The 18,333-nt window shown below is 59.8% G+C and carries 15 protein-coding genes and 1 pseudogene; 14 read left to right on the top strand and 2 right to left on the bottom strand.

Annotation, left to right across the window (positions count from 1 at the left end; all coding sequences use genetic code 11):
- Positions 1-131: 131 nt before the first annotated feature.
- The gene (locus AUJ55_13325) at positions 132-839 is read right to left on the bottom strand and encodes a ferredoxin (GenBank protein OIO53650.1); all 708 of its coding nucleotides are present in this window, start codon (positions 837-839) and stop codon (positions 132-134) included.
- 12 nt (positions 840-851) lie between these two features.
- Complete coding sequence (locus AUJ55_13330; protein OIO53651.1) at positions 852-3,686, bottom strand: formate dehydrogenase; 2,835 nt, start codon at positions 3,684-3,686, stop codon at positions 852-854.
- A gap of 395 nt (positions 3,687-4,081) precedes the next feature.
- On the opposite strand from AUJ55_13330, the gene AUJ55_13335 reads away from it, so the two are divergent.
- The 14 genes and pseudogenes from AUJ55_13335 (at position 4,082) to AUJ55_13400 (ending at position 18,333) form a co-directional block, all read left to right on the top strand.
- Positions 4,082-7,507, top strand: coding sequence for a hypothetical protein (locus tag AUJ55_13335; GenBank protein ID OIO53652.1), 3,426 nt, complete (start codon positions 4,082-4,084; stop codon positions 7,505-7,507).
- A gap of 129 nt (positions 7,508-7,636) precedes the next feature.
- Positions 7,637-9,214 carry a hypothetical protein gene (locus AUJ55_13340; GenBank protein ID OIO53653.1) on the top strand — a complete coding sequence of 526 codons (1,578 nt, stop codon included), beginning with the start codon at positions 7,637-7,639 and terminating at the stop codon, positions 9,212-9,214.
- Between the two features lie 93 nt (positions 9,215-9,307).
- Complete coding sequence (locus AUJ55_13345; protein OIO53654.1) at positions 9,308-9,541, top strand: hypothetical protein; 234 nt, start codon at positions 9,308-9,310, stop codon at positions 9,539-9,541.
- A gap of 2 nt (positions 9,542-9,543) precedes the next feature.
- Positions 9,544-9,930, top strand: a complete 387-nt coding sequence (locus AUJ55_13350; GenBank protein ID OIO53655.1) for a twitching motility protein PilT — start codon at positions 9,544-9,546, stop codon at positions 9,928-9,930.
- A gap of 3 nt (positions 9,931-9,933) precedes the next feature.
- Entirely contained in the window at positions 9,934-10,140 is a 207-nt protein-coding gene (locus AUJ55_13355; protein ID OIO53656.1) for a hypothetical protein, read from the top strand.
- Positions 10,141-10,164: 24 nt separating this feature from the next.
- Positions 10,165-10,386: an addiction module component gene (locus AUJ55_13360; GenBank protein ID OIO53657.1), complete on the top strand. Its 222-nt coding sequence runs from the start codon at positions 10,165-10,167 to the stop codon at positions 10,384-10,386.
- A gap of 330 nt (positions 10,387-10,716) precedes the next feature.
- The gene (locus AUJ55_13365) at positions 10,717-11,325 is read left to right on the top strand and encodes a hypothetical protein (protein ID OIO53658.1); all 609 of its coding nucleotides are present in this window, start codon (positions 10,717-10,719) and stop codon (positions 11,323-11,325) included.
- 92 nt (positions 11,326-11,417) lie between these two features.
- Positions 11,418-12,017, top strand: a complete 600-nt coding sequence (locus tag AUJ55_13370; GenBank protein OIO53659.1) for a transcriptional regulator — start codon at positions 11,418-11,420, stop codon at positions 12,015-12,017.
- Positions 12,018-12,075: 58 nt separating this feature from the next.
- A complete protein-coding gene (locus AUJ55_13375) occupies positions 12,076-15,342 on the top strand; it encodes a helicase (GenBank protein ID OIO53660.1) in 3,267 nt (1,088 codons plus the stop codon).
- A gap of 55 nt (positions 15,343-15,397) precedes the next feature.
- Positions 15,398-15,766, top strand: a complete 369-nt coding sequence (locus AUJ55_13380) for a four helix bundle protein (protein ID OIO53661.1) — start codon at positions 15,398-15,400, stop codon at positions 15,764-15,766.
- A 60-nt stretch (positions 15,767-15,826) separates the two neighbouring features.
- On the top strand, positions 15,827-16,498 hold the full coding sequence (locus AUJ55_13385) for a hypothetical protein (GenBank protein OIO53662.1): 672 nt from the start codon (positions 15,827-15,829) through the stop codon (positions 16,496-16,498).
- Complete coding sequence (locus AUJ55_13390) at positions 16,495-16,740, top strand: hypothetical protein (protein ID OIO53663.1); 246 nt, start codon at positions 16,495-16,497, stop codon at positions 16,738-16,740. The genes AUJ55_13385 and AUJ55_13390 overlap by 4 nt, the downstream gene beginning before the upstream one ends.
- Complete coding sequence (locus AUJ55_13395; GenBank protein ID OIO53664.1) at positions 16,727-17,533, top strand: DNA-binding protein; 807 nt, start codon at positions 16,727-16,729, stop codon at positions 17,531-17,533. The genes AUJ55_13390 and AUJ55_13395 overlap by 14 nt, the downstream gene beginning before the upstream one ends.
- 131 nt (positions 17,534-17,664) lie before the next feature.
- Positions 17,665-18,333: pseudogene (locus AUJ55_13400) on the top strand (hypothetical protein).

Here is an 18,333-nt window from a genome sequence, read left to right on the forward strand (position 1 = left end):
CTCCAATTCAAACCATCGCGCCGAGGGCGGCGCTCCTACCAAGCGGAAGGCATCGCGCCGAGGGCGGCGCTCCTACACGTTTTCACATGTGGTGGATGCGCTGCGCTTATCCACCCTACGCCCCCAAATCCCTACCGCTTGATGACCTTGTTCACCCACCCCTTGATGGCGCCCGCCGCAGTCTCGAAGGGACCGGGGAGCACATCGTTGATGGGGATCGCGGGCCGCTCGCGGGGGGGCAGGTAGTGGTTGGTGGGGCTGTAGCCCAGTTCTGGCATCAGGGTGTAGCCGCCGCGCTCGCGCACCAACTGGCTGACATTGCTGCTCGGATCCTCAAAGTCGCCGAAGTGGCGGGCGTGGGCCGGGCAGGTGATGACGCAGGCCGGCTTGCGCTCGGACTCGGGCAGGTTTTCGTTGTAAATCCGGTCAATGCACAGGGTGCACTTCTTCATCACCCCGGCATCCTCGTCAAACTCGCGGGCGCCATAGGGGCAGGCCCAGGAGCAGTACTTACAGCCGATGCACTTGCTTTCATCCACCAGGACGATGCCGTCCTCGTCGCGCTTGAATGAGGCGCCGGTCGGGCAGACCGAGACACACTCGGCGTTCTGACAGTGCATACAGCTCTTGGGAAAATGGACCGTCTTGTTGTGGGGGTAGTCCCCCACCTCGAAGGAGTGGATCCGGTTGAACCAGACCCCGCTCGGCGACTTCCCGTAGGGGGTGTAGTCGACCATCGGGGCGTAGGCGCCCGAGGTGTTCCACTCTTTGCAGTTGACCGCGCAGGCATGGCAGCCAACACAGACGTCCAGATCGATGACGAGGCCCAGTTTTGACATAGTGAGCTCTCCTTAGGCCTTGTAGCGCAGGGTTTCGGGGCGATCGGCCAAGAAGTCGGGTTGGCCGATGGTCGGATGTTGAGGCCAGCTCCCCTCCTCCCCCGCAGCGGCGGGGCGGATCTTCACCCGCAGGTCGTACCAGGCCCCCTGGCCGGTGACCGGATCGGAGTTGGTGATCCGGCGCTCCCCCTCTTTTTCGGGCAAAAGCTCGCTGATGAGGTGGTTCATCAAGAACCCCTTGCGCGCTTCAGAGGCATTCGGGTCGAGGTTCCAGGCCCCCGACTGTTTGCCGATGGCGTTCCAGGTCCAGACGGTGTGCTCCTCCACCCCCTCCATCAGCTTGACCTGCACCCGGATCTTGCCGTGGTGCGACTCGACCCAGGCCCAGCTCAGATCCTCGATGCCCAGCTTGGCCGCCGCCTTGCGGTTCATGTAGAGGTAGTTCTGGCTGATGATCTGCCGCTGCCAGGCGTTCTGGGTATCCCAGCTGTGGTACATGATCATCGGGCGCTGATTGATGGCGTGGAATGGGTACTCATCCTCGTCGATGCGGGTTTGTTCGAGCGGGGCATACCAGATCGGCAGCGGGTCGAAGAAGGTGGCCAAACGCTCGGCATCGACCTTTTCTTTGGGACGCGGCCCCTCGTAAAGCCCCTGCCCCGCCAGCTTGAACTTCTGCATCGGCTCGGAATAAAGCTCGAAGATGATCGGCTCGGCGCTGCCGATGTAGCCCATCTCGACCGCCCAGTTGAGGTAGTCGCGGTTGACGTGCTTCATGAAGCGCATGTGCTCGGGCAGGTGGTACTGCCAGAAGCACTGGTTCTCGATGTATTTCTCCCATTGGTTGGGGTTGGGTGCGCCGCGCCCTTGTTGGTCGCCGTTCTCGCCCCGCCACCCCGAAAGAAAGCCGACCCCCGGCGCCCGCTCGTAGTGGGTGATGAACTGTTTGTAGCCGCTGAACTTGCGGCTGCCGTCCGCATGGGTAAAGGCGGGAAATTTCAGCCGCGAAGCGAGCTCGACCAGCACCTCTTGGAAGGGGCGCACGTCGCGGTCGAGTTCCACCAACGGCTGGCGGATCGAATCGGCGGGGCCGTCGGCTTCCGAGATTGGGCGGTCGAGCATCGAAATCGTGTCGAACCGTTCTAAGTAGGTGGTATCGGGCAGCACCAGGTCGGAAAACGAGACCATCTCGGAGTAGTAGGCGTCGCAGTAGATCAAGTGAGGGATCTTGTACGCCCCGTCTTCACCCTTGGCCTGGAGCATCTCCATCACGCCCGAGGTGTTCATGGTCGAGTTCCAGCTCATGTTGGCCATGAACATGAACAGGGTGTCGATGGGGTACGGATCGCCGTTGACTGCGTTGGTGATGACCATGTGCATCAGGCCGTGGGCGGCGATGGGGGCCTCCCAGGAGTAGGCCTTGTCGATCCGCACCGCTTTGCCGTCTGCGTCCATGAAGAGGTCTTCCGGCGCGGTCGGAAACCCCAGCGGCGCCCCCGGCAGGGGCGACATCGGCTGGATTTTGGTCAGATCGTTGACCGGCTTCTGATGGGGCGGAATCGGCTTAGGGAACGGGGGCTTGTAGCGGAAGCCGCCGGGACAGTCGATGGAGCCGAGCAGAATCTGGATGAAGTGGATCGCCCGGCAGGTGTGGAAGCCGTTGGAGTGGGCCGAGATGCCGCGCATGGCATGCATCGAAATGGGGCGCCCGACGAACTCGTCGTGCTCGCGACCCGCCCAGTCGGTCCACTTCACCGGCAGGCGGATCTCCTCCTTGAAGGCGACGTGGGCCATCTCCAGCGCCAGGCGACGAATCTGCTCGGCGGGGACGCCGCATTGATCGGCGACCGCCTCGGGGGCGTACTCGGCCGCCCCGTACCGTTCCACCATCAGGGTGAAGGCGGTCTTGAGGGTCAACCCCTCGGGGGAGGAGTAATTGCCAAACAGCGCCGGGGCGATGTCGACGGCGGTGGCGTCGACGAAGCCCTCTTGTTCAAGATCCCAGGCCAGCGGCTTGCCGTCACCATTGCGATAGATCAAGCCGTGGTTGGACTTGCCGGGATTGTCGATCACCAGATAGGGGGAGTTGGTATAACGGACGAGGAATTCCTCGTCGACGTTGCCTGTGTTGAGCAGGACGTTGAGGATCCCCATCGCCAGCAGCCCGTCGGTGCCGGGACGGACCGGGACCCACTCGTCGGCGACCGCCGAATAGCCAGTGCGCACCGGGTTGATCGAGACGAACTTGGCGCCGTTGCGCTTGACCTTCTCGATGCCGATCTTGATCGGGTTGGAGTCGTGGTCCTCGGCGATCCCCCACATCATGAAATACTTGGTGCGGTCCCAGTCGGGGGTGCCGAACTCCCAGAACGAACCGCCGAAGGTATACAGCCCCGCCGCCGCCATGTTGACCGAGCAAAAACCGCCGTGGGCGGCGTAGTTGGGGGTGCCGAACTGGGTCGCCCACAGCCCGGTGAGCGCCTGCATCTGGTCGCGCCCGGTGAAAAAGGCCAGCTTCTTGGGATCGGTCTGACGGATGTCGCCCAGCCACTTCTCGGCCAGCGCCAACGCCTCGTCCCATTCGATCTCTTTGAATTGGCCGCTGCCCCGGGGGCCGGTGCGCAGCAGGGGTTTGGTCAGTTTGGCGGGGGAGTACTGCTTCATGATCCCCGCCGACCCCTTGCCGCACAGCACCCCTTGGTTGGTGGGGTGGTTGGGGTTGCCCTGGATGTAACGGACCTTGCCGCCCCGCAGGGTGACCTTGATCCCGCAGCGGCAGGCGCACATATAGCAGGTCGAGTACTTGATCTCTTCCTGGGGGGATCCAGATTGGGCTTGGACGCTCATGGGCGCTCCCTGATCGATTCGTGGACCGGTACCAGGCGAATTGCGCCCGGATCTTTCGCGGCGCAAAGCCTGGGACCCGGTGGGGGAATCCTCAAGGACAAGCGGAGTGATGTTTGAATAAGGGGGGCTTATGGAGGGGGGATGGAGAACAGGTCCGACTGTTTCTTGAACAGACCACACGCTGGCCTGGGCGAATGGAATGAAGCAGTCCCAAAAAGCCGCGGTCCATGGTCATCCGAAGTCCCATAAGCTTGGCGACCACCCATCGGCCCGCTATAAAACCCTCTCGGGTTGGATAACCTCCAGAGAGGGAGAGGAACATGGATCAAGAGTCACACACCCTAGGCCGTGTCGTACTGCAAATATTGCCGACTGCAGAATCACAGCAAAAGGTCTTGGCCCTTCTTGGGCAAATCACCAAAGGGACGACACCGGAACAACTGGCCGCCAAAATTGCGTCTCCCCCCGTTGTTCTGACGTCGAAAATCGACTCGACCCAAGGTAAACGTTTGGTTGCCGCCCTCCTCCACGCAGGGGCCTTTGCCGTATTCGAACCACTCGCCCCTCCGCCTGAACTACATCCCGAAACGCTTGAGGAAGAACTCAACGCCCCCCCCACCCGACGCAACCGTTGGCGTCCCTGGGCAGCAGGTCTCGCAGCGTCATGTGCCGGGGTCATCGGTTGGATGACCTGGTATGCCCCCCCCGATTGGCTCATCCTGCTGACTTTGGATCCGCCATCGACCGTTTCGCGCACGGCCTCAGCAGCAACCAGGACCGTCAATCATGCCGAACCAGCCCAACCACAAAGCAGTTTACCGCAGCAATCGCGCATTTTGACGGTTGACCCTTCGCATATGGAAGAGGCCTATCTGGCCCCCTTCGCACTCCCCGCCGACCGCCGTTTTTCTGAAGCCGCACAGTGGTTGGCCGACAACCTTCCAAAACTGAGTCCGCAGGAAGGCCACCGTCAGCGCACCGTGGCACAACCCCAAACGCTAGGGGACACCACCACACTCTTGGTCAATCAGGAAGACCAAGTCGTGGAAACCCTTACCCTTTCGGCCCCCTATTCCTTCGCTGAAATGCTGCAAACACTCCGTCGAGCCCCCCAATGGCTCGATTGGCCGCTCACCGAAACCTCTGCCGACGCCGAGTCGACTGCGATACTCGATCAGGCGATGAGTGCGATGGAAAAGGCAGATCCACCCTACATCTTGGAGGGGTTACGCCTGATCTCAGAAGAGATCGCCAAATTAGGGCCACGTCCCGACCTGCTCGATGGGGCGGCGCGAGGCTACGCCTTGTTGGCCATGGTGATCGAACCCGACCCCATGAAGGGAAGCGAGGTGTTCATCTCCCGGGCCATGGCTCTTCTCGCCCTGGCTCAAGGCATGGCCGGAGCGGAGCAGTACCGGGAGACCGAAGCGCTAGTTGCTTTCGTTGCAGGCTACACCCGGCATGCCAACGAGGTTATGGCCGGCCTTGATCCCCAACAACCTCACCATTACTACCTCACTGCCGTACTCAACGCCTATCTGCGACAAGATCTCGATATGATGGGACAGTTGGCCAGCGCCTCGGATGAACCACTGATCGGAATCTACCTAGCCGTTCGTCTTGCCCGCTCGCTCAATCAATTCCAATTTGCCGAATCCGCTTCCCGATATCTCTTCATTGAGCACTCTCCCAATCGGCTGCTTTCCCTCATCGCTTTAATCCAAACCGGAGACCTTGGAGAGGCCAGGGTCCTGACCTCTCTGTATCCCTGGATTTTGCTCAACACCATGGAACGGGCTGTATCCCCATTTGCCCCCCCCACCGAACAATGGAAGGACCAAATACAAGGCTTTAATGGCTTTGAGAGCAATAGCGACATATCCCTAAGCCGATTCGACGAACTGGCAACGCAATGGCATCCGCTCGAAGGCAAAACAGGGGGGCCGATCCTCGACGAAGCAACCATTCGTCAGTTGTTTCGCACCCTGTATCAGGGGGCGCTCCAACTACGTTTCAACCTGCTGTACCACCGCTGGTACCACCTCGAACAAAGTCGGACCTTTGTCGCCCAGATCGCCAAACGGGATAACACCCATCCCTTGGTCAGAAAATGGCGCATCGACATCGCCAAAGAACAGGGGGAGCGGGAACAGGCCAAACAAGAACGGCTTGATGCGCTTGCCGACCCTGCGACACCCGAATGGATGGCCACCCAATATCTGCGCGAATTTGGGTATGCCGATGGCGACCGCTTGTTGCCGCTTGTACTACCGAGACTCGATAGCCGCCCAGACCAGCTCGATGTCCGAGGCTCTCTTCTGTGGGGCCTCAATAATCGTGTGGAGGCCCATGCGACATACCAACTGTTGCTCTCCAAAGATCCCTACCGGATGTCTCGATACGAAGACCTAGCCAAACTCGAAGGGGATGACACCCCCATTCAAAAAGGGATGGAGCAATTCCCCAACCACTTGACGATGCTTCGCTTCGCAGCCGAGTACTACACCTCACGCGTTGCCCCACAAGATCAGGCCAAGGCGATTCCGATCTACCTCACCATGAACCGGGTGGCTCCCCAGGAATACATCCCCATGCGCGCTCTGGGTGACTTGGCACTCAAACTCCACCGACCGGAGGAGGCCATCGAACCCCTGACCGTTTGGTTGGGCCAGTTCGATACCGGCGATCTCTCATCGGTATCGATCAAACTCACCCTGGCGCTCCTTCATTCCGAATTGGGCCACCACGAACAAGCCATCACGCTGGCAACCGAGGCGGCTGAAAGTTGGAAGGCCGACGCCCTGCTTGCCGCCGCCGAGGTCTTTCACGCCGTCGGACAACCCGAGCAGGCTCAGATCTACCTCGACCGCGTCAACGAGCGGTATCAAGGCCGGGACTACGTCTGTTCTGAAACCGCCAAAATCTATTGGCAGCAGGGGCGTTGGGACGATGCTGCAGCCAGCATTGCCATAGGACGAAAAGCAGGCGGCGCTGAGTCCTCCTGGTATCGGGACGACTTTGTCGAGGCCGTTAAAACCCTCTCTATTGATCAACTCATTGCCGCTGTCGACGCATTGCAAAAACAGGGGGCCGGATTCTGGGAAGTTGCCGAACTTGCTCGTCACTTGAGTCGTTCGGGCCATTTCGAACGTGCCCTTCTGTTGCTGGATGCCGCCACCACCAACGGGGAGTGGGAGCTCTGCTACAAAGCCACCGCCCGTTATCGGGTGACAGCCCACATCCAGGGGCATCAAGCAGGCATGAAGCAATTGCTCATTGATCTACCCACACCGGAATTACGCTCTACGGCTTTGCTGATTCTGTACCGTGATCACTCGTATGCTGCGATTCTCGATCTGTTTCAACCGCTGACTGAGGCCATGCCCCAAAACACCGATTGGCTTTGGCAGATGGGGCTCTCCTCCTGGCTCGCTTCGGACCGACAGCCGAAGACCATGAAACAACTTTTCGAGGATCACTATGCTCAGCCCCCCCATAGCGATGCGTACTACCATCGCATTGGGCAATTTTTGTTGGGCGTTCAGGGCATAGACGAAACCACCCTGTTGGCTGGAGCCGACACCGCCAAGAAACGTTGCGAGATCGCCTACCACATCGCGATGCATCGCCGTATACAGGGCGATTTTGATGGGGCGGCCCGTTGGTACTCGATGTCACTGGCAATCGGCTCCAACACCGGTGAAACGCTTTGGGCTTCCGAAGAATTAAATCTATGGGCAAGTGTCGGCGCCCTCCATCGGCATAAGACGCAAGTGGCCGATGAGAAAAACTGGCTTGAAATCAGTGGGTATGCGATGTGAGTTCTACCCATGAATGATCCTTTGAACCGGGGGGATCTCCTGTTCCTCCTTCTACATCGCCCATTCGTCGCCTCCCCCTAGCCCCCCAACCCCACCTCCCCCACCATGCCTCCAACAACGGAGGAGACCATGAGCGAACACCATTGGGATGCCATCGTCGTCGGCGGGGGGCTGGGCGGACTGACCGCGGGGGCGCTGTGCGCCATCGAGGGAATGCGGGTGCTGGTGCTGGAGCGGCACGACAAGGTCGGTGGGGCGGCGACCGTTTACCGGCGCAAGCACCTCGACATCGAGGTGGGGCTGCACGAACTCGACGGGCTCGACGCCGAGGACTTCAAGCTGCGGCTGTGGCGCAAACTCGACCTGGAACGGTGGATCGAGCCGATCTCGGAGGGGGTGCTTTACGAGGTGCGCCATGGCGACCATCCGCCGGTCGTGATGCCCGAAGGGTTTGAACCCGCCATCCAGGCCCTGAGCGCCCAATTCCCCGATCAGGCGGTGGGGATCCACCGCTACTTCGACACCCTGCGCACCATCCAGGGGGCGATGAAAACCCTCACCGCCGAATACCGCCCGGCGGGCTGGTGGTTTCGCGATCTGCCCAGGGCGCTGGTCGCCCTGATCCCCAACGTGCGTCAATCGCTCGACGGCCTGCTGCGCGACTGCTTCGGCGACGATCCGAGGCTCCCCCGCATCCTGGCCGCCAACCTCCTCTACTACGCCGACGACCCCCGCAAGATGGCGCTCCCCTTCTATGCCGCCGCCCAGGGCTCCTTCCATCGCGGCGGGGGGCACTACCTCAAGGGGGGATCGCAGCGGCTCAGCGATACCCTGGCCGCCATCGTCGTCGACAACGGGGGGCAGGTGCGCACCCGGCGGCAGGCGACCCGACTGCTGATCGATCAGGGGAGGATCGCCGGTGTGGCGCACGAACATGCCCCGCTGCTCACCCGCGAGGGACCGCCTCCGCCGCCAACCGGGGAGGATCCCCAAACCGACACCGCCCCGGTGGTGCTGGGCAACGCCGCCCCGCAGGTGCTCGCCGATCTGCTCCCCGAACCGCAGGCGTCCAAGCTGCGCGGCGCCTTCCAAGGGCGCGCCCCTTCGATTTCGCTCTGGGCGCTTTACCTCGGCTTCGACCGCCCCCCCGCCGACTTCGGGGTTGCGCACTACGCCACCTTCGTGCTCCCCGAGTCGTTCCAATCCCCCCGCGATTGGGCATCGCAAGCGGCGTTGCTGGGCGAACCGCCGACCCGTCACAGCGGGCAACAACTGGCGTTCACGTTTCTCGATTACAGCCGCCTGGGCGACACGGGACTCAACCGTGAGGGGCGCATGTTGGGGACGTTGACGGGGGTCGACCGGCTCGAAAATTGGGAGGATTTAAGCGAGGAGGACTACCGGGCCCGCAAGTCGGCGTGGCAGGCGCAGCTGCTCGAACGATTGGAGGGGTGTTTTCCCGGCATCGGCTCGGCCATCGTGTTTCAGGAGTTCGCCACCGCCCGGACCATGGCCAAGTATCTGAACACCCCCGGCGGCGCCGTCTACGGCTTCAACCCCTCCCCCGGCGAGTTCCGCCCCCCCAAGGCGGCGACCCCCATCCCCGGCCTCTACCTCGCCTCGGCCTTCGGGGCGATGGGAGGTGGCTTCACCGGGGCGATGCTGTCGGGGGAGCAGGCGGCCAAGGAGGTGTTGGCGCTGTGGTGAGCGGGCAGCGCAAGGTCATCCCCTTGCGGAACCACCCCAATCGTCGTCTCATCCCAGGTTAGTCCACTTAGCCAACTTCGATGCGGAGGCTCCATGAGCACCGTCAACATGCACGAAGCCAAAACCCACCTCTCCAGTCTGGTCGAGCAGGCGCTGGCCGGTCAGGAGGTGGTGATCGCCAAGGCCGGCAAACCGTTGGTGCGCTTGGTGCCGGTCGCCCAAGAGGGGGAGAGCCGCAAACCGGGGCGCTTCAAGGGGCAAATCAAACTGGCCGACGATTTCGACGCCACCCCCGAGGAGGTCATACGGACCTTCGAGGGGGAATGACGATGCAACGGCTGCTGCTCGACGCCCACACCCTGCTTTGGTGGCTGGCCGACGATCCCGCCCTGGGGACTCAAACCCGTGAAGCCATCGCCGACGGTCGCAACCGGGTTTACGTGAGCGCCGCCTCGATATGGGAGATCGGCATCAAGCGGGCGCTGGGCAAACTCGATGCCCCTCAGGGGATGGATCGCATCGTCGAGGAGGAGCGTTTCATTCCCCTTCCCGTCACCTTGCACCACGCCGAAGCGGCCAGCCTACTCCCCCACCACCACCGCGACCCCTTCGACCGCATGTTGATCGCCCAGGCGCAAAGCGAGGGATTGACGCTGGTGACCGCCGACGGGCAGATGGGGATTTATGGGGTACGGATCTTGGCGGCGGGGGAGTGAAGCATGGGCGATCTGAAAACCTACGTCGCCAACCGACGTAGCAGCGATCCCGCATTCGACGACCAGTACGACGAGGGTTACCGAGTTTTCGTCCAAACCGGCTCAATCCAGGTTTCACAGGAAGTACCCGTATCGGATGATGGGACTGCTGAAACCGGTACCTCTCCGGTCTTCGACAAGGCAGAATCAAACGACAGCGCCCCCCCCTGATCCTTCACGCACGGGGTTCCAACCATGAATCGACAACTGCTGAATCAAGTCAGCCAACTGAGCGTCGACGAACGTCTCGAATTGGTCGAGGCCATCTGGGATACCATCGATCCCACGGAGATCCCTTTGACGGAGGCGCAACAACAGGAGTTGGATCGCCGTTTGAACGACCACCTCGACCATCCCGACGATGTCGTCCCGTGGGAAGAGGTTAAGGCGGGAGCCCTGGCGCGCTTGCGGCAATGACCGTATCGATCGTTTTTCGGCGGGCCGCCACGGCGGAATTTTAAGAGGCGACTGCCCGTTACGAAGCCCAACGCCCCGGACTCGGCAACCGGTTCATTGCCGAGGTCGAGCGATGCATCGACACCCTGGCCCGCCACCCCAAGCAATCCCCCGTGGTACATCGCGAAGTTCGGCGCGCCGTTGTCCGCCACTTTCCCTACGCCATTTTCTACCGCCTCGAAGAGAGACGATTAATCGTTCTGGCGGTCTTCCATGGCCACCGGGATCCTGCAATTTGGCAACGACGGCTCTAAACGCGACCCCGCTGGATCCCGAAGACAAGGAAGCTGGATGAACATGAAATCCATGGTTATGTGGTTCGCGCTGGGACTGGGACTGGGACTCGTGCTTCCCCTCGGTGCGAACGGGGCCTCCTACAGCCTGGGCGATCAAACCGTCGTCTTCGAAAACGAGGTTGCTGAAATCACCTGTCGTCCCTTGAGCATCGACGGACGCATTTGGGGATGGGTTGGGGACAAGGTGCAAAGCTTGGGAAGGCTCTATTTCTTGAAATGTCGTGAAGACCGCCCAAGCCACCCAACTTCGATCAACCCAGAACGACGCCCTGGAGGCATAGGCTCCTGGCACATGTTCCGCCCCGGCCAAGACCAAAAGCCTGTTCAGCTCAAACTCCCCCAATTGAGCTACTTCTCCAACCCCTCCTTCTGCGGTGCCAAGGTCGCCTATTGGGGCCACACCGAACAACACCCATTGATCTTCTCGGCCATGATCGCCGACGCCGACAACGGCAAAGTGCCACAAGAACGAAGGTTGGGAAATATCGTTTTTGAAACCGACTACGCCTATTTCTTGAAGCAGCCACAATGGGACGACGACTGCACCGAGGCGACGTTCGACGATCAACGGTTTGCACCGACAACGGTGCTGACGACCCCCTAACTCGATCAAGTCACCCGCAAGAGCAGCAACATGGTTGTTTCCATATGTAGGTATATATTGACATCTACCTTCATTCTGAAACCATGCCTGCCATGGACACCTCCTACGACGCCATTCTCGATCTTGCCCGCCGCCAGGGTTTGATCCGCCCCCGCGACCTGGAGCCCCTTGGGCTGCCGCGCGTGTTGCTCACTCGCATGGTCTCGCGCGGCGATCTTGTGCGCCGGGGTCGGGGGCTGTATGCCCTGCCCGACCATCCGGTTTCCGAATTCGCCACCCTGTCCGAGGTCGCCCGCCGCCATCCCCAGGGGGTGATCTGCCTGCTTTCGGCGCTGCGCTTCCACAATCTGACCACCCAGGCCCCCTTCGAGGTTTGGCTGGCGATCCCCAACAAGGCGCGGACCCCGCGCGGGGGGGGGACGCCGCTGCGGGTGGTGCGGTTTTCGGGGCAGGCGCTGCATGAAGGGATCGAGGAGCACATCGTCGACGGGGTGCCGGTGCACATCACCGGGGTGGCGAAAACCGTGGCCGACTGCTTCAAGTTTCGCAGCAAAATCGGCCTTGATGTCGCCATCGAGGCGCTGCGCGAGGCGTGGCGGGAGCGGCGGACGACGATGGACGAGCTGTGGCGCTTTGCCGCCGTCTGCCGGGTCGCCAACGTCATGCGCCCGTATCTAGAGAGCCTGACGTGAGCGGCAACCTGCCCGGGACCGGACATGTTCATCGTACGGGGGAAGAATTGAGCCGATCATGAAAATCATCGACAACATCAATACGCTGCTGGGCGACGATCTCAAGGCATCGATCAAACCGAAATCGCGGCTAAAGATCGCGGCATCCTGCTTTTCTATCTATGCCTACGAGGCGCTCAAAAAAGAGCTGGAACAGGTCGAGTCTTTGGAGTTCGTCTTTACGACGCCGACCTTCGTGCCCGAAGAGGTCACCGACAAGGTGCGCAGGGAGCGCCGGGAGTTTTTCATCCCGAAGCTGGGCCACGAGCGCAATGTGTACGGGTCGGAATTCGAGATCCAGCTACGCAACAAGCTGACCCAACGGGCTATCGCCAGGGAATGCGCCGATTGGATCCGCCGTAAAGCCATCTTCAAGTCCAACAAAACCAAGGCGGCAATGCAGCAAATCGCGTGCATTCAAGGGCCTGATGAGGAAACGGTTTACTCCACGCTTCATGGCTTCACCGCCGTGGACCTCGGTTACCAACAAGGCGATGCCGTCTCGAACCTTGTCCACCGCCTGGATGAGCCCCAATTCACAACCACCTACTTGCAGCTGTTCGATCAGATCTGGCGAGACCCCAACAAGGTCCAGGATGTCACGCAGGCAATCTGCGACCACATCGACGCGGTCTTTCAAGAAAACGCCCCCGAGCGGATTTACTTCTGGATCCTCTACAACATCTTCAACGAGTTTTTGGAGGACCTGGACGAAGACCTTCTTCCCAACGACCGCACCGGGTACCAGAACACCCTAATCTGGCAAAAGCTCTTCAACTTTCAGCGGGACGCCGCCGTTGGTTTGATCAACAAACTGGAGACCTACAACGGCTGCATCCTGGCCGACAGTGTCGGACTCGGAAAAACCTTCACTGCCTTGGCGGTCGTCAAGTACTACGAACTGCGTAATCGCTCGGTTTTGGTGCTTTGCCCCAAGAAACTGGCCGACAACTGGCTCAACTACAATCGCAACCTCAAGACCAATATCTTCGCCAAGGACCGCTTCAACTATGACGTGCTCTGTCATACCGACCTGAGCCGAACCGGCGGCGAGTCCTTTGGAACGCCGCTCAACCGGGTCAACTGGGGCAATTACGATCTGGTGGTGATCGACGAGTCGCACAACTTCCGAAACAACGAGGTCTTCAAGGACAAGGAGACCCGCTACCAGAAGCTGATGAATCAGGTCATTCGGGCTGGGGTAAAAACCAAGGTGCTGATGCTTTCGGCCACCCCCGTGAACAACCGATTCACCGATTTGCGCAACCAGCTTGCCCTGGCTTATGAGGGAGAATCTGAAAACCTTTCCGACAAGCTACGCTCCGGGCAATCGATCGAAGAGATCTTCCGCAACGCCCAGGCCGCCTTTAACCAGTGGTCCAAGTTGCCGCCCGAGGAACGGACCGCCCGGGCCATTCTCGATGCCCTCGATTTCGATTTTTTCGAGTTGCTCGATTCGGTCACCATCGCCCGCTCGCGCAAACACATCCAAACCTTCTACGACACCCGCGACATCGGCACCTTTCCCGAGCGGCGCAAACCGCTTTCCTACCACTGCCCTCTGACCCAGCGCCCCGACGTGCTGGGTTTCAACGATATTTTCGCCCACCTCTCCCAGCTCAACCTTGCCGTATACGCCCCGGTTGGGTACCTCCTGTCCAGCCGTGTGGCGAAATACGCCGCTCTGTACGACACCGCCATCGGCGACGGCCGGGTGACCTTCAGACAGGTGGATCGCGAGCGCAGCCTGCAAGCGCTGATGACCACCAACCTGCTCAAACGGCTGGAAAGCTCGGTTCACGCCTTCCGGTTGACCTTGAAGAGCCTGCATGACAACCACACCAAAACTTTGGACCGCATTGCGGCTTACTTAGCCAAGGGGAGCGAAAGCAGCATTTCGGATTGGACCGAGGTCCTGGAAAACCTCGATGCCGACGACGACGAGTGGCCGGATCTGGGGGAAGACGTCATCGGGGGAAAGATCAAAATCGACCTGGGGGACATGGATCTACCCCGTTGGGAGCACGACCTCAAGGCCGATTTGGCGCTCATCGACGATCTGTTGACCTCGATGAGCAAAGTCACCCCCGAGGAGGATGCCAAGCTGCAACACCTCAAGGCCCACATCCTGGGCAAACTCGAAAATCCCATCAATCCGGGCAATCGCAAGATCTTGATCTTTTCGGCCTATGCCGATACCGCCGACTACCTCTACAACCAATTGGCACCCGAACTGAATCGGGATCATGCCCTTCATGCCGCCAAGGTCACTGGCAAGGACGCCCCCAAATCGACCCTCAAGGGGGGGTACGATTTCCAAGAACTGCTCACCCTTTTCTCGCCCCGCGCCAAGGACAAAGCGGTGGTGCTCCCCGATGAACCCGCCGAGATCGATTTGCTGATTGCCACCGATTGCATTTCGGAGGGGCAAAATCTTCAGGACTGCGACTACCTGATCAACTACGACATCCATTGGAACCCGGTGCGCATCATCCAGCGCTTTGGCCGGGTCGACCGCATCGGCTCGCCCAATCGGAGCATCCAGTTGGTCAATTACTGGCCCGACATCACCCTGGACGAATACATCAACCTCAAGGAGCGGGTCGAAAACCGGATGACCATCGTCGACGTCACCGCCACCGGGGACGACAACGTCCTAAGTGCGCAGGCCAACGACGTGGCCTATCGCAAGGAGCAACTGCGACGGTTGCAAGAGGAGGTGATCGAGCTGGAGGAGATGAAGACCGGCGTGTCGATCACCGATATGGGGCTCAACGATTTCCGCATGGATCTGCTCAACTACCTCAAAACCCGCGACGATCTGAGCAAACTTCCCAATGGGTTGCATGCCGTGGTGCCCGCCGATCCCGAGCGGGGGCTGGTTCCCGGCGTCATCTTCTGTCTGCGCAACCGCAACCATGGATTGAACCTGCGCCAGCACAACCGACTGCATCCCTATTACCTTGTGTATGTGGATCACGATGGGCAGGTGGTGATCGACCCGACCGAGCCCAAGAAATTGCTCGATTGGGTACGGGCCAATTGCCGGGGGAAAAATCAGCCGCTTCCCGAGGTTTGCCGCCTGTTCAATCGGGCCACCCACGATGGACGGCGCATGGAGTTGTATTCGGCGCTGCTCGACGCCGCCATCGGCTCGATGATCGAAAGCAAGGAGGAGCAGGATCTCGACAGCTTGTTCGGTGGGGGGAAGACGACGGCGTTGGTCGATTCCATTAGCGGATTGGACGATTTCGAGTTGATCGCCTTTTTGGTGATTCAAGGATGAAGGCGGAAGAAAAGGATGAAGGCGGAAGGATGAAGGATGAAAGGGGTGAAGCGAATTGGTGGACTTGAAACAGCGGACCAAGGGTTTTGCGCTGCGGGTGATTCGCCTTTATTCGGCGTTGCCGAAGACGGTTGAGGCCCAGGTCATCGGCAAACAATTGCTACGCTCGGGGCTTTCGGTGGGCGCCCATTATCGGGAAGGAATACGTGCCCGCTCCCAGGCCGAATTTGCCAGCAAAATCGAGGGGGGGCTTCAGGAGCTTGAAGAAAGCGGATATTGGATGGAGTTGCTGGTCGAATCGGGAATCGTGCCGCTGGCCAAACTTGCCGATTTATTGGACGAAACCAACCAGTCGACGGCGATCCTGACAACGTGCGTCAAAAACTCAAAGAAACGAGGAGGTCGTGGGCATGACAACCGATGATCGCCTCAAGACCGATTCATCCTTCCGCCTTCATCCTTCATCCTTCATCCTTCCGCCTTCATCCTTCATCCTTTCCCCCCCTTCGCCTTCCCCCCGCAAACCCATTTCGGCAAGGTACTTCCCAAAAACAAAATCTACCAACGCGCCGCCCCCACCAAGTCGGTGCGGCAGCGGTTCGTCGACCAAATCGAACAAATCGTCTGGCTTCACAAGCTGGCCCCCGAGACGATCAAACTCCCCGCTACTCCGGTCGTGGCCGAGATTCAAGTCTTCGCGGTCGCGCTCAAGGAGGTGGAGGTTCACGACGAGGTGCTGCGTACCCTCGACCGGGCAATCCAGTCTCCCATTTTGTTCGAGCTGCAATCCCCGTTGGGTCTTAAAATCGTGGCCGCCTACAAACGGCCCGGCCTATCGTCCACGGCTCAACCGGTGGTGAGCGCCTATTTCGCCACCGATTGGATCCCCCCCGACACGCCTCGCCGCCCCTTGCCGATGGCGCTCGATTTGGAGGGGCTCTATGCCCAGCTGCTTGCCCCCCTGATGCCCCATCCGGTATGGCCGGGGGAGTCACTGCCTCAACATGTGGCGCGGATGGAGACGATTCAGTCTAAAGAGCGGGCATTGGCCCAGCTTGAGTCCCGCCTGCGTCGGGAGAAACAATTCAACCGCAAGGTAGAACTGCACGCCCAGATACGCGACCAGAAACAGGAACTGGAAGGATTAATCCGATGAAACCGGATGCGATTAAGCAAATGAAGAACCGTTTCGACGCGCTCAGCCAGCGCGTACCCGGCACAAACAGGGCGTTCTGGTTTGCCCGCAACCCGGTGGGGCAGCTGGGCTACGCCCTCCAGACGGCCATGAAACGTGCCATGGCGTCGTGCGAAACAACGGGTCGCACCCCAGACGATCATTTTTGTGGGATCACCAACATGGACGGCAGCTTAGCTGGGGGTGGCCATGCCCAAAATTGAGGTTAAAGGCACCGAAATTTCCGTGTTCTCGCAGGGGAACATGGACTTCATCTCCCTGACCGACATGCTCCGCGCCAAGGAGGGCGACTTCTTCATTGCCGATTGGCTGCGCAACCGCAACACCGTGGAGTTCCTGGGGATTTGGGAGCAGGTGCATAACCCGGATTTTAATTATGGCGGATTCGCCACAATTAGAAGCCAGGCGGGGCTCAACAGCTACAGGCTCAGCGTCAAGGAGTGGGTCGCTCAAACCAACGCCGTCGGTTTGGTCGCCAAGGCAGGCCGTTACGGCGGAACCTACGCGCACAAAGACATCGCCTTCGAATTCGGCATGTGGATCAGCGCCGAATTCAAGATTTACCTGATCAAGGAATTCCAACGCCTGAAAGATCAGGAGCTTCAGCAACTGGGTTGGGACATCCGTCGCAACCTTACGAAAATCAACTACCGCATCCACACCGATGCCATTAAGACCAGGCTGATCCCACCCGAGCTGACCCCCCAGCAGATCAACCACGTTTACGCCAGCGAAGCGGACCTGCTGAACATGGCCCTGTTCGGCAAAACCGCAAAACAATGGCGCGAAGAAAACCCCGGTGTCCAGGGCAATATTCGCGATGAAGCCAATGTCTCTCAACTGGTGTGTCTGGCCAATCTTGAAACCCTCAATGCCCACTTCATTCATCAGGGTGTGCCGCAATTTGAACGGTTGAAGACCTTGAACCAAACGGCAATTCACCAGATGCAATTGTTGCTTGATGACAGAGGCATTCGGCACATTGCCGAAAACTAAGGATGAAGGCGGAATGGTGAATGGTGAATGGTGAAAAAATGCATGGTGCGGTGACGATTGAGATGAATGGGGGTGGGTTTTTTTCATCCTTCATCCTTCCCACTTCATCCTTTTTTTAAGCAGAGGTTGTAATGGATAAACTCAAAATGCACTCCCCCGATCTGACCCAGGCCAACATCCGCAAGATTATGGATTTGTTTCCCAATTGCGTGACGGAAATAAAGGATGAAGGCGATGGGGTGAAGGATGAAGGTGGAAGGATGAAGGATGAAAAAGAGGCGGGGGTCAGCCCGCGTTCTTCATCCTTGCGATATGCCATCGACTTCGACCTGCTGCGCCAGGAGCTTTCGGACCATGTGGTGGAGGGGCCGCAGGAGCGTTACCACCTGGACTGGCCCGGCAAACGGCAGGCGCTGCTCACCGCCAACGCCCCCATCGCCAAAACCCTGCGCCCCTGCCGGGAGGAAAGCGTCGATTTCGACACCACCCAGAATTTGTTCATCGAAGGGTGGGGTGGACCCCACTCCTTGGACAGTTTGGGGGCGAAAATTTGTAAACGGTTAGTGGCGGTGGGTGGTTCCGCCGTGGGTTTGATGGACCTGTTCTGGGGTCTTGCCGCCGAGGGCACTGTGGGGGCGCTCGGTGTTGTAAAACCGGAAGTAGCGGTCGAGCCCCTGGTGCAGCGCCACCCCATCGGCATGGTCGTACAGGTAGATCTCTTCGTACTTCACCGTGCGCCACAAACGTTCGATGAAGACGTTGTCCAGCGCCCGGCCCCGTCCGTCCATGCTGATGAGAAT

It is taken from the genome of Proteobacteria bacterium CG1_02_64_396, assembly GCA_001872725.1.
GTDB lineage: Bacteria > Pseudomonadota > MNWR01 > CG1-02-64-396 > CG1-02-64-396 > CG1-02-64-396.